Source organism: Polynucleobacter sp., from assembly GCF_018500155.2.
Classification (GTDB): Bacteria; Pseudomonadota; Gammaproteobacteria; order Burkholderiales; family Burkholderiaceae; genus Polynucleobacter.
The window spans coordinates 1-13,163 of sequence record NZ_JAHBAK020000035.1; the positions used below are offsets into that span (position 1 = coordinate 1).

At 46.4% G+C, this 13,163-nt stretch carries 12 protein-coding genes and 1 pseudogene; 11 read left to right on the forward strand and 2 right to left on the reverse strand.

Annotation, left to right across the window (positions count from 1 at the left end; translation table 11 throughout):
- The 10 genes from KIH43_RS04675 to KIH43_RS04720 all read left to right on the forward strand — a co-directional run.
- On the forward strand, positions 1-900 hold a 900-nt coding region (locus tag KIH43_RS04675; RefSeq protein ID WP_297718251.1), incomplete at its 5' end, for an amidohydrolase family protein.
- 30 nt (positions 901-930) lie between these two features.
- On the forward strand, positions 931-1,233 hold the full coding sequence (locus KIH43_RS04680) for a YciI family protein (protein WP_297718254.1): 303 nt from the start codon (positions 931-933) through the stop codon (positions 1,231-1,233).
- Positions 1,234-1,317: 84 nt separating this feature from the next.
- Positions 1,318-1,542: a hypothetical protein gene (locus KIH43_RS04685; RefSeq protein WP_297718256.1), complete on the forward strand. Its 225-nt coding sequence runs from the start codon at positions 1,318-1,320 to the stop codon at positions 1,540-1,542.
- Between the two features lie 162 nt (positions 1,543-1,704).
- Positions 1,705-3,507 (forward strand): NAD(P)H-dependent oxidoreductase subunit E, encoded by a 1,803-nt coding sequence (locus tag KIH43_RS04690; protein ID WP_297718258.1) that lies wholly within the window; start codon positions 1,705-1,707, stop codon positions 3,505-3,507.
- Positions 3,508-3,559: 52 nt separating this feature from the next.
- Positions 3,560-6,454 carry a formate dehydrogenase subunit alpha gene (fdhF, locus tag KIH43_RS04695; RefSeq protein WP_297718261.1) on the forward strand — a complete coding sequence of 965 codons (2,895 nt, stop codon included), beginning with the start codon at positions 3,560-3,562 and terminating at the stop codon, positions 6,452-6,454.
- Between the two features lie 88 nt (positions 6,455-6,542).
- A complete protein-coding gene (locus KIH43_RS04700) occupies positions 6,543-6,770 on the forward strand; it encodes a ParD-like family protein (RefSeq protein WP_297718264.1) in 228 nt (75 codons plus the stop codon).
- A gap of 20 nt (positions 6,771-6,790) precedes the next feature.
- Positions 6,791-7,048, forward strand: a complete 258-nt coding sequence (locus tag KIH43_RS04705) for a type II toxin-antitoxin system RelE/ParE family toxin (RefSeq protein ID WP_297718280.1) — start codon at positions 6,791-6,793, stop codon at positions 7,046-7,048.
- A gap of 38 nt (positions 7,049-7,086) precedes the next feature.
- On the forward strand, positions 7,087-8,742 hold the full coding sequence (gene nadB / locus KIH43_RS04710) for an L-aspartate oxidase (RefSeq protein WP_297718266.1): 1,656 nt from the start codon (positions 7,087-7,089) through the stop codon (positions 8,740-8,742).
- Between the two features lie 145 nt (positions 8,743-8,887).
- Positions 8,888-9,421, forward strand: coding sequence for a hypothetical protein (locus KIH43_RS04715; protein WP_297718269.1), 534 nt, complete (start codon positions 8,888-8,890; stop codon positions 9,419-9,421).
- 44 nt (positions 9,422-9,465) lie between these two features.
- The gene (locus KIH43_RS04720) at positions 9,466-10,848 is read left to right on the forward strand and encodes a TAXI family TRAP transporter solute-binding subunit (RefSeq protein WP_297718272.1); all 1,383 of its coding nucleotides are present in this window, start codon (positions 9,466-9,468) and stop codon (positions 10,846-10,848) included.
- 4 nt (positions 10,849-10,852) lie between these two features.
- Here the strand turns inward: KIH43_RS04720 and nadC are convergent, their stop codons facing one another.
- Together nadC and nadA are read right to left on the reverse strand one after the other, a co-directional pair.
- The gene (nadC, locus tag KIH43_RS04725; RefSeq protein WP_297718275.1) at positions 10,853-11,710 is read right to left on the reverse strand and encodes a carboxylating nicotinate-nucleotide diphosphorylase; all 858 of its coding nucleotides are present in this window, start codon (positions 11,708-11,710) and stop codon (positions 10,853-10,855) included.
- 52 nt (positions 11,711-11,762) lie between these two features.
- Entirely contained in the window at positions 11,763-12,890 is a 1,128-nt protein-coding gene (nadA, locus tag KIH43_RS04730; RefSeq protein WP_297718277.1) for a quinolinate synthase NadA, read from the reverse strand.
- A gap of 47 nt (positions 12,891-12,937) precedes the next feature.
- Here nadA and KIH43_RS04735 point away from each other — a divergent pair.
- Positions 12,938-13,163 (forward strand): annotated as a pseudogene (locus KIH43_RS04735) (hypothetical protein); the annotation flags it as partial.

Below are 13,163 nucleotides of genomic sequence, written 5' to 3' on the forward strand. Positions count from 1 at the left end.
CTCAAGCTGTTTAAGGCCATGACTCATAGCGACGATTTTCCAATTCGGGTGCGTGCCTATCTTTATGGCCCATTACTTGGAAAAGGTTTTAACACCATCAAGCCAAATGAAGGGGATGATCGACTCCGTTTTGTGGGAATTAAATTTGTTGCCGATGGTTCTACACAGGGAATCACCGCTGCTTTGAGCGAGCCATACCTCTATCCACGAGGAACGCATTTTCGCGGCAACCTTGATTACAAAGATGATGAAATCTATGCGCTCACAAAGCCATTATTTGATCAAGGATGGCAGATAGCAACTCATGCTAATGGAGATCGCACGATTGAGCAGACTCTCAATACCTATTCCAAGTTATTGGCGGGCAATACAGATCCGAAAGCTCGTCGTATGCGCATTGAGCACTTTACGATTAACACTCCTGAGCAAGTAAAGAAGGCTGCGCAATTAGGCATCATCCCTGGATTTACGATTGGTCACGTCGATTATTGGGGTGAGGCATTTCATAACCATATAGTGGGCCCTGAACGCGCGAGCCGTATTGATCCATCTGCTTCCTTTAAGAAGGAGGGGGCGCGATTCACTTACCATAGTGACTCACCAGTTTCTAACGTAGGGCCCTTGAACTACATTACTGAGGGTTCTGGGCGCTTATGGCAAAAGGCGCCACGTAAAGTGCTAGGTCCCAATGAGCGCGTTTCTGTGGATGATGCCATTCGTGCTGTGACCATTGATGCTGCTTACTCGATGCTCTCCGACGATAAAGTTGGCAGTCTCGAAGTAGGTAAGCAAGCTGATTTAGTTGTGCTAGAAAAGAATCCACGTAAAACACCTGTTGAGCAAATTCGCAATATCAAAGTGAAGTCCACCTGGATTGATGGTAAGCAACAAAATTGGTAGAACTACAAAGTTAACTCGAATGGAGAGCAAATGATTTTTTCAATTCTATTAATGGATCGTCCAGGCACCGCTGATTTAAGAGTGCAAATCCGGCCAGAGCATCGTGCTTATTTAGGTCAGCAAGCTGATCGTATTGCTTTCGCGGGACCACTCACCTCTGAAGATGGCAATACTGTTTTAGGAAGTTTGCTGGTAATGGATTTTCCAAGCAGGGCGGCAGTCGATGAGTGGTTGAGTAATGAGCCGTTCACCAAGGCTGGGGTCTATGAAAAACCAATCATTCATGTGTTTAACAATATGTGGGCGCAAAAGGTCGGATTTCCACCAAACTAGATTTTCTAAAGAGTTGCCAATAGGCTGCAAATTGATCAAAGAATATTTGTCGAGAGGCAATCCAGAATCCATTAGACTTAGGCTATGAATTCGACAAAATCGCGCTTTTTACTTATTTCTTTCGCACTTGGTGCGATGAGCCTGACGGGGTGTGGCTCAATTGAGCAGGCTGCCCAAGAAGACTGCACTTCGATTGGCTGGCAAATTGGTAGCAAAGGCTATCAGGATTGCTACAAGGCGCGTTTGTACGAGAGAAAGCTCGACTACTCACTTCCTCCGGGCGACAAACCCTCCCCATCATTGCTTTAAATCAGGGTTTACCCTGATTTAACCCCATTACAGCAGCCTTGAGCCAAGTCAAGGAATTAGGGGGTTAAATACACCAAAATCAAAGAGTTGCTGTTGTTTTGGCAGAGTTAGCGCTGTCGTAAACCTAAGCAAAAAAACAATAATCATTAGAGACTAGAGACTATGAATCACCCAAAGCCGACCAATGAAGTCAAAGCAGTAGCAGTAGCTACGGCAAACGATTTGCGGGAGACTATTCGTCGCAAGAGCAAATTAAAAGGTCGTCAAGCAGATGATGCTTCCATAGCCCAAGTTAGACAGTTAATTGGCAATGCACCGCATCGTCGTGATTTACTCATTGAAAATCTGCACAAACTTAATGATGAATATCGTGCATTACATGATCGTCATTTAGTAGCCTTAGCAAAAGAAATGAATTTGCCAATGGCAGAAGTATATGAAGTTGCTACTTTTTATCATCACTTTGAAGTAGTGCGCGGCAACGATCCTGTGGCTGATATTACTGTGCGTGTTTGCGATGGTGTTGCTTGTGAATTAGCTGGCGCTCAAAACTTATTGGCTAAATTGCCAAGCATCCTGGGTAATCCCAATGTGAAGGTTGTTGCCGCTCCTTGTGTAGGTCGCTGTGAGCAAGCGCCTGTGGCCGTGGTTCATCAATATCCAGTGATATTTGCAACTACTGAAAAGGTGAACGCCGCTGTTCGTAATCAATTGACCACACACCCCTTAGCCAAGGACGATGCCGTATTTGAACCTGCATCATTGGCAGAGCAGGGCGTCTCACCACTGGGAGAAAATCAGTCTGTTTCACCTGACTATGTAGGATATGAATCCTATCGCGCTAAGGACGGTTATGCGCTTGCCAAAGAAATTCATGATGGCAAGAAAGATGCTGAGAGTGTGATTAAAGCTATGGAGAATTCAGGCCTGCGTGGTTTGGGTGGTGCAGGATTTCCGGCGGGGCGTAAATGGCGCATTGTGAAAGACCAAGCAGCGCCAAAATTAATGGCAGTCAACATTGATGAAGGTGAGCCAGGCACTTTTAAAGATCGCACTTATTTAGAACGTGATCCACATCGTTTCTTAGAGGGATTGTTAATTGCTGCGAATGTCGTTGGTATTGAGGCTTGTTATATCTACTTGCGTGATGAGTATCACGGTTGCCGTGAATTGCTCGAAAAAGAGTTAGCCAAGCTGCAAGCAAATCCACCATTTACGCTACCAAAAATCGAATTGCGTCGTGGTGCTGGGGCATACATCTGTGGTGAAGAGTCTGCCATGATTGAGAGTATTGAGGGTAAGCGTGGTGAGCCACGTATGCGTCCACCTTACATTGCTCAAGTGGGCTTGTTTGGACGTCCTACCTTAGAGCACAATTTTGAAACGCTCTATTGGGTACGCGATATTGTGCAGCGTGGTCCTGAGTGGTTTAGTTCATATGGTCGCCATGATCGTAAAGGCTTACGTAGCTATAGTGTGAGCGGGCGCGTTAAAAAGCCGGGTGTCAAATTGGCTCCAGCAGGAATCACCATACAAGAATTAATTGATGAATATTGTGGTGGCATGCAAGATGGCCACAAGTTCTATGGCTACTTGCCGGGGGGTGCCTCAGGCGGCATTTTGCCCGCGACGATGAACGATATTCCGTTGGACTTTGATACGCTGCAACCCTATGGATGTTTTATTGGATCTGCGGCGGTCATGGTGTTTAGCGATCAAGATAAAGCACGCGACATGGCACTCAATGTCATGCATTTCTTTGAGCATGAGAGTTGCGGTCAATGCACTCCCTGTCGTGTTGGTACTGGTAAAGCTGCCAAGCTCATGCAAGCAAAATCTTGGGATCAAAAAACGCTCGAAGATTTAGCTACCGTGATGGTTGATGCTTCGATCTGTGGTTTGGGTCAAGCAGCGCCAAATCCCATACGTTGTATACAAAAATATTTCCCGCAGGAAGTGCAATGAGGAAGTGCAATAAGCCATTGACTTCATACAAAATAGGGAAGAACGAGACAAAATGAACGCACCAACCAACCCAAAAGAACTCGAATTACAAACCGTGGAGTTCAAGCTCGACGGTAAGACTATCGTCTCTTATGAAGGCGAGACTATTCTCAAGGCTGCAAAACGCCACGGTATAGATATTCCTCACCTTTGCTTTAAAGATGGCTATCGCCCAGATGGCAACTGTCGTGCTTGTGTAGTCGAAATCAATGGTGAGCGCACCTTGGCACCGAGTTGCTGTAGAAGTGCTACGCCAGGAATGGAAGTGAAGGCCAATAGCGAGCGTGCACTCAAGAGTCAGAAGCTTGTTCTAGAAATGCTTTTGTCGGATATGCCGGACGAAGGGTTTAAGTGGGTTGGTGATAGCCCAGCAGAAGAGTTAAAAAATCAACATGGTGAGCTCAGTACTTGGGCTGCCCGTATGGACGTCACAGTACGACCAGAGCTCAAGGCATTGCGTCGTGAAAAAGTTGCTAGCGACATCTCGCATCCAGCGATGGCAGTCAATTTAGATGCTTGTATTCAATGTAATCGTTGCGTAAGAGCTTGTCGTGAAGAGCAGGTAAACGATGTGATTGGCTATGCGATGCGTGGTGCTCACAGCGAGATTGTGTTTGACCTCAATGATCCGATGGGTGAGAGTACTTGCGTAGCTTGCGGAGAGTGCGTGCAGGCCTGCCCAACCGGAGCGTTGATGCCTAAAGGTCTCATTGGCTCGCAAACTGTGGATCGCAAAGTCGATTCAGTTTGCCCATTCTGTGGTGTAGGTTGCCAAATTACCTACAACGTTAAAGATGAAAAAATTGTGAGTGTTGAGGGTCGTAATGGTCCAGCAAATCACAATCGCCTCTGTGTCAAGGGTCGTTTTGGTATGGATTACATTCATAATCCACAGCGTTTAACCAAGCCACTCATTCGTAAGCCAGGCGTGCCCAAAGATGAATCCATTTTGGAAGGCAAGCAAGATTGGTCAGATATCTTCCGCGAGGCGACTTGGGAAGAGGCTTTAGATTTAGCGGGTGGTGGACTGAAGAACCTCAAAGATCAGTACGGCAATAAAGTGTTGGCTGGCTTTGGCTCCGCCAAAGGCAGTAATGAAGAAGCGTATCTATTCCAAAAACTAGTACGCACAGGTTTTGGTAGCAATAACGTAGACCACTGCACCCGTCTTTGCCATGCCTCATCGGTTGCAGCGTTGTTAGAGGGTGTTGGTTCTGGTGCTGTGAGTAACCAAGTCAATGATGTCGAGCACTCTAGCTTGATTATGTTGATTGGATCCAATCCCACCGCTAATCATCCAGTAGCAGCGACATGGTTTAAGAATGCCGCAAAACGGGGCGCCAAAATTGTGTTGTGTGATCCACGCCAAACTGAAATTAGTAAACATGCTTGGCGCATGATGCAATTCAAGCCTGATACAGATGTGGCAATGCTTAACGCCATGATCTACACGATCATCGAAGAAGGCTTGGCAGACAAAGATTTTATTGCCAATCGCGCTAACAACTTTGAAGCCCTCAAAGAAAATATCAAAGGTTATAGCCCTGAAGCTATGGCGCCAATTTGCGGCATTCCGGCAGAGACCTTGCGTGAAGTGGCAAGAGAGTTTGCGACGACCAAATCTGCGATGATTTTGTGGGGCATGGGTGTCAGTCAGCACGTACATGGCACAGATAATGCCCGTTGCTTAATTGCATTGGTCAGTATCACAGGTCAAATTGGTAAACCAGGTTCTGGTTTGCATCCTCTGCGCGGACAAAATAACGTGCAGGGTGCAAGTGATGCGGGATTGATTCCAATGATGTTCCCCAACTATCAGCGTGTGGACAATCCACAGGCGCATGCTTGGTTTGAGCAATTCTGGAATACACCATTAGATAAAAAGCCGGGCTATACCGTGGTGGAGATCATGCACAAGATCACGGCTCCAGACTCAGATCCAGACAAGATTCGTGGCATGTACGTCGAAGGTGAGAACCCCGCGATGAGTGATCCCGATCTTAATCATGCCCGACACGCTTTGGCATCTTTGGAGCATTTGGTAGTGCAAGATATCTTCATGACCGAAACCGCATTATTGGCTGATGTTGTGCTGCCTGCTAGTGCGTGGCCAGAAAAAGTCGGCACAGCCAGCAATACCGATCGCATGGTGCAGTTAGGTAAGAAGGCGGTTGAGCCTCCTGGCGATGCCAAGCCGGATTTGTGGATCATTCAAGAAATCGCTAAGCGTATGGGCCTGAATTGGAATTACCAAGGACCTGATGCAGGAGTAGCAGCAGTTTATGAAGAAATGCGTCAAGCGATGCATGGCGCTATCAAAGGTATTACTTGGGAGCGACTAGAAAAAGAATCGAGCGTGACGTATCCATGTTTGTCTTTAGAAGATCCAGGTCGTCCGATTGTTTTTGATGATGCTTTTGCTACACCAGATGGCAAGGTCAAGTTGGTGCCTGCGGATATTATTCCTGCTAACGAGCGTCCAGATAGCGAATACCCATTTGTATTAATTACAGGGCGCCAGTTAGAGCATTGGCACACCGGCAGTATGACGCGTCGTGCAACTATTCTTGATGCGATTGAACCCATGGCAACGGTGTCGATGAACGGTGAAGATATGGCGCAGCTAGGTGTTTCCGCTGGCGATGTCATTACTGTGCAATCACGTCGTGGCGAAGTGGGTATTCATGTGCGCAGAGATGATGGCACACCAAGGGGTGTGATATTTATTCCATTTGCTTATTATGAAGCGGCGGCTAATCTCATCACCAACCCAGCATTAGATCCGTTTGGCAAAATCCCTGAATTTAAGTATTGCGCTGTCAAGCTCACCAAGGGTGGGGAAGTAGCCAAAATTATGGGATATGGCACTAATGCGCCGGGTGGGTCAAAACTGACTTCAAACGTTTAGTATTAAAAGCCACCCTCGGGTGGCTTTTAAATGTCCTTAGATTTGTAATTACTACTTTTGTAGTAAAATTGAGTCTGGAGGAATAAACATGGGCATGCCTGTAAGAATTGATGACAACTTATATGAGTTAGCAAAGCTCGAAGCGAAAGCTGAGCATCGCACCATTGCTGGGCAAATTGAGTTCTGGGCTAAAGTCGGTCGCGCAGCAATTGACAATCCGGATTTGCCTATCTCTTTCATTATTGAGTCCTTGGCATCGTTGGCGGAGCCGCGAGAGAATGGAGCTCCATTTACCCCTCGAACTGGGAACTATTAATGGGGTACGCAGTTATACAGATGCGTCGATTTGCAAGGCAATATAAAAAACTAAATGATAAAAACGCTAAAGATGTTGATGAGGCTGTAGTCAAAATCTCCAAAATGCCCGCACTAGGACAAAAAAAGAGGGGCGATTTATCAAAATTGTGGGTATTTAAATTCAAAAGCAATAACCAGCTTTTTTTGCTTGGATATACCTTGGAGGATGAGCTCAGACTGATTTATCTTGAAAGCATCGGATCGCATGAAAATTTTTATCGAGACATTAAAAGGTAAAAGTCTTGATTCCAATTGCCCTTTAGAATGAACCCTTTATGGCTAGTTCCACACCTATTTCAACAAACGCGCCAGGCGAATTACCAGTCCTCATTATTGGAGCTGGATTAGCTGGTCTTACCGTTGCTCTGCATATGGCGGAGTCGCAACCCGTCATTTTGATGGCCAAGCGCGGACTTAATGAGGCTGCTACTGCATGGGCCCAAGGTGGAATTGTCGGAGTAGTGGATCAAGAGCATGACAGTATTGATGCGCATGTGGCTGATACGTTAAATGCCGGCGCAGGATTGGTGGTGGAGTCGACTGCTCGCTATATTGCTGAAGAAAGCTCAGACGCCATTAAATGGTTGGTAGAGCAGGGTGTGCCCTTTACCGAAGATAAGTCTGGCCCTATGGGTTTGCACCTGACACGTGAAGGTGGACATAGTCATCGCCGTATTGCGCACGCAGCTGACGCTACTGGTAAAGCAATTCATGAAGTCTTGCTCGAAAAAGCCAAGTCTCATAAGAACATCCAAATTTTGGAACATTGGATTGCACTAGATCTGATTACCAATCGTCATCTCGATGTTAAAACACAGCGCACCAAACCGAATCGTTGTTATGGTGTCTATGCCTTAGATATTAAAAATAATCGAGTGGAAACGATCGCAGCAAAAGCGGTGGTGCTAGCAACTGGTGGTGTGGGGAAGGTGTATCGCTATACCAGCAACCCAGATACCGCAACTGGTGATGGGATTGCGATGGCGTGGCGAGCAGGCTGTCGTGTGGGCAATATGGAATTTATTCAGTTTCATCCAACCTGCCTCTATCACCCTAGCGATCGTACTTTCTTGATAACCGAAGCGATGCGTGGTGAAGGTGGTCTATTAAAGTTGCCTGATGGCACACGCTTTATGCCCGAGCATGATGAACGTAATGAACTAGCACCGCGGGATATTGTTGCCCGTGCCATCGACTTTGAAATGAAAAAGCATGGATTGGATTATGTGCATTTAGATGCTACCCATTTAGGTGATGCATTTATTCAAGAGCATTTCCCGATGATCTATGCCCGTTGTAAGAGCTTAGGTTTAGACATTACTAAAGAGCCGATTCCTGTGGTTCCTGCAGCGCACTACACCTGTGGTGGTGTGGTCACTGATCTCAAAGGTCGCACCGATTTGCCTGGGCTCTATGCTGTGGGCGAAGCCACTTACACTGGTTTGCATGGCGCCAATCGCTTGGCAAGCAACTCATTACTAGAGTGCGTAGTCATTGGTAAAGCAGCGGCAGAGGATATTTCAGCGCTCAAGACTCCACCCATGCCGAATTTACCCTTATGGGATGAGAGTCAAGTCGAGGATGCGGATGAGCAGGTTGTGATTGCGCACAACTGGGACGAATTGCGCTCCCTGATGTGGAACTATGTAGGGATTGTAAGAACCAATCGACGTTTAGAGCGTGCACTACACCGTATTAAGTTACTACGTTACGAAGTACAAGAGTACTACGCAAACTTTAAAGTGACGCGCGACTTGATTGAATTGCGTAACTTGCTAGAGTGTGCCGAACTGATTGTCAGATCCGCCTTAATGCGCAGAGAAAGTAGGGGTCTGCACTACAGCCGCGATTACCCTGGCACTTGGGCGGTCTCGTATCCAACGATATTAACCCCGCAATCTGAAGGCAATCCCGAGGATACGGGCACCTAATCTGAGGCGATAGTAAGTTCAAATGCTATATGTCAGGCTTGCTCTAATTTTCATTGCTTGTCTGGGTGTCCTGTCATGCGCCTCATCCTCGCAAGAGGAGCAGGGAAAAACGGTTTTCCCATATTCCGGCGGCCAGGTATCAGTGATGAAAAATCAATCCGATTGCTTTCTTTTGATTGATGGAAATATCAATCAAGCACTAAAGACAGCATTTGCGAATGCAAAAAATAGCGCAAAACAGCTAGCTTGTAATGAAAAGATGGTCATGATCAAGTCTCATGGTGGCGATATTGAGGTGGCTATGGATCTAGGTAGGCAAATACGTTCAGAAAAATGGAATACAGATATGCATGGGTTTTGTGAATCTGCCTGTGCTTTGGTCTACATTGGAGGCGTAAAGCGCTTTGCGCACCTTAATTCACAAATTGTTGAAAACACCAATTTAGGGGTGCATCAGCCTGCATCAGAGTTGTTATTTCATAAATGCATTGCGAATGATTCAAAGAGTGGCCCCATCGTCCAGCAAATTTCTCAATACATCCATCAAATGCTTTCGCCTGGTGCAGCTGATCACCTAGTTGACTGGTTATTTGCTACTTCTTGCCAAAAAATTACCTATATTGATGCATCCGCCTTGTTGAAAACCGGGGTTGCCACTACCCAAGTGGATTTTCATTAGTAGCCTAGTGTAAGCTTTACCAATTACTTAACAAAAGCATATTCATGGGTAACTTTAAGGAAGATTTAGGCGAACATATTGGCGCTGTTTATCAGACGGTTGCCGATGAGTTGAAAAGCTGGTTAGACCTTGTTAAGGAAATCTGGCCCCTATTGCTGTTGTTATTAGTGGGCTTAGCGGTTTTGTTATGGCTGGCAAAACCCGCTCCTCCCAAAAAGGTACTTATGGCTGCGGGCGCAGGCGGTTCTTATAAAGTTCTGGGTGAGCAGTACCAAGCGTACTTTAAAACCAAAGGGATTCATTTAGAACTGGTTCCTACCAATGGGTCGCAAGAAAATATTCAACACCTCATTGATCGCAAGGACCCCATTCAGGCAGCCTTGGTTCAAGGTGGCATGATTGCGGTCGACAATTTATCAGGGGTCGAATCTCTAGGCAGTGTTGACTTTGAGCCGGTGTGGATCTTTTATCGCCACAAGTTGTTTGACGAAAAGACTCACATCTTGGATCGCGATATCACGAAGCTCAAAATTAATATCGGACCACAAGGTAGCGGTACGCGCAAGCAGGTAGAGAACATTCTTAAACTCAATAGCTTGCCCATGAACACTCCTAATTTGCTTTCACTATCGAATTCCGATGGGGTAACTGCCTTAGAGCGCGGGGAAATTGACGCCGTTATTTTGGTTGACGGCTTTGATTCTGTGAATGTGCAGCGACTTGTTAAAAACCCAGATATTTATTTGGCTAGTTTTACAAGGGCTAATGCCTACACCCGTCTGATGCCCTATTTTGAGGAGTTAACGGTGCCGATGGGTGGTTTTGATCTCGGTAAAAATATTCCTGATCGTCCGATTCAGTTGATTTCTACTACGACTAATCTATTAATCGATGATCGTCTACATCCAGCAATTCAGGCATTGTTTCTTGAGGCTGCCAAAGAAATCAACGGTAAAAAATCGTATTTTGCAAAAGCAGGGCAGTTCCCCTCCTATATGAATACGGAAGCTCCTTTAAGCCCAGAGGCGAAGTACTACTACCAAAAGGGTACCCCAGCCCTGATGAAATACCTCCCATTTTGGCTAGCTGAATTTATTGAGCGGATGTTTGTCTTGCTCCTACCCTTTGCTGCCTTTGCTTATCCGATTATTAAATCGATTCCAACGTATCGAACTAACCTGGCCAAAAAGCAAATTAATACGGTGTACAAGGAGTTGGATAAGTTTGAGAAAGAGACGATGGATTCGTTTGATCCCAGCAAGCTAGCCCAATATGTGGAAGTGCTCAATGCCATGGAGCTCAAAATATTGAACTCCAAAGCCTCCAAGTTGGCCACCGCTGATTGTTACAGCTTGCGTAACAATATTGAGTTCATTCGCAATGCTCTAGAAAAAGAGATGCTTTACAAGGGAAAAGGGCGACCTTAATTCGCTATCCTAAAATACGCATCGAGAAATCGACTGCGATCACATCTTTGGTGAGCTTACCTAGCGAGATTCGATCAACCCCGGTAGCGGCAATAGCGCGCATTTGGTCTAAATTGATTCCGCCAGAAGCCTCTAATAGTGCTCGACCGGCAGTGATAGTGACGGCCTGTCTCATTTGATCGGTATTGAAGTTATCAATCAGAATGCTTTTGGCACCAGCCGCTAAAGCTTCTTCAAGTTCGGCAAAGTTCTCAACCTCAATCTGAATATCCACCCCTGAATTGAGTGCCTGAGCATTTTGGAGTGCTGCTGTAACACTGCCCGCAGCAGCAATATGATTTTCTTTAATTAGGATGCCATGCCAAAGAGCAAGCCGTTGATTTTGTCCGCCACCCACACGTACAGCATATTTTTGTGCCTGCCGCAGACCTGGAATAGTTTTGCGTGTATCTAAAACAGCGCATCCCCGAGGGTTGGGGCTAGCTCCCGCGATGGCATCAACGTGCTGGCGAGTAATGCTGGCAGTCCAAGAGAGGGTCTGCAAGAAATTAATGCAGGTACGCTCGGCCGAAAGCAGGGCTTGAGCATCAGCAAAGATATCGCATACCTTAGTATCGGGGGTCATCATGTCCCCCTCTAGGTAGTGCCAAGTCACTTGTGCACTAGGGTCGAGCTTTTTTAATGTGCCTTCAAACCAATCCACCCCACACAGGACTGCGGCCTGACGAACCAGTAGTTGCGCTTGCACTGGTTTGTTGGGGACCAATTTCGCAGTCCAGTCACAAACACCCATGTCCTCCATTAAGGCGTCATGAATATTGCGTTGGCGTGCTTGCTCTAAAGATTCGTTATGGTCAAACATGAATGATCTGTATAAAAATTAAAAAATGAAATGGAATCCTGGAGATATCAAATCAAGCTGCGCCAATATTTTTGACAAAGCCATGTTGGGCCTTAGCTAACAGATCGGGGTGATTTTTCGTGAAATCGAGCATGCGCTCAATGCAGGCTAGGGCCTCTGAGCGAGTCGGCTCTGGAACAAAGATTTCTCCAGAAGCGTTTTCTAGGCAGTCCAAAATCCCTTGCAAACCATTCATAGCCATCCAAGGGCAGTGAGCACAACTCTTACAAGTGGCGCTATTGCCGGCAGTAGGTGCCTCAATCAACTTTTTATTCGGGGCCAATTGGCGCATCCGATGCAAGATGCCCTTATCGGTGGCCACGATATATTCAGTAGCAGAACCCTCAACCACTGCTTTAATCATGGCAGAAGTTGAGCCCACTACATCGGCAAGATCCACTACCGCTTGAGGTGATTCTGGGTGCACCAAGATCATGGCATCGGGATGCGCCGCTTTGAGAATTTCTAATTCAGCAGCCTTAAATTCATCGTGGACAATGCAAGCGCCATTCCATAGCAGCATGTCCGCACCCGTTTGCTCTTGAATATATCGACCCAAATGGCGGTCAGGGGCCCAAAGGATCTTTTTACCCTCTATTTTGAGTTGATGAACAATCGCTAGGGCGCAAGAACTGGTCACCATCCAGTCAGCTTGTGCTTTTACTGCAGCACTCGTATTGGCGTAAACCACCACTTGGCGATCAGGATGGGCGGCACGAAAAGCAGCAAAGTCATTGGCATCGCATCCCAAGTCAAGGGAGCAGGTTGCCTCCAAATCTGGCATAAAGACCCGCTTTTCAGGGCTTAATATTTTGGCGGTTTCGCCCATGAAGCGAACCCCAGCCACAATGAGATTCTTGGCGGGGTGGTTTTTGCCAAAACGGGCCATCTCTAAAGAATCAGCAACAAAACCCCCGGTCTCTAACGCGAGATCCTGAATATCGCCATCCACATAATAGTGAGCTACCAAAACCGCATCTTTCTGAACCAATAGCTCCTTAGTCCTCGAAATCACGGCTGATTTTTGGGATCCCTCTAAATGGGGTGGAACTTTGGCCCATGCCTGGGCAGTACAAGTTGCACCGGCAGCATTTTGCTGGGGGTAATCAAAGGCGATGGGTGTTAAGTTGGAAGTCGTCATATAAGGATGAGATATTACTTGATGTAATGATCCCGTACAATTTCACCATGAAAAATCAATTACTTAGCAAATTAATTACTGCTTATTCGATCTTGGGATTAGCTGTTTTGTTCCATGCCTATGAAGTCAAAGCGCAATCAAAAACACCCGATAGCGTCAGTTTCTTTGCCACCGTCAACGGCACACCGCTCACCAATGGATTGCTTGAGCTCAATATAAAAGCCGCTATGGCACAAGGACAGAAAGATTCTCCTGAATTACAGCGAGCACTTA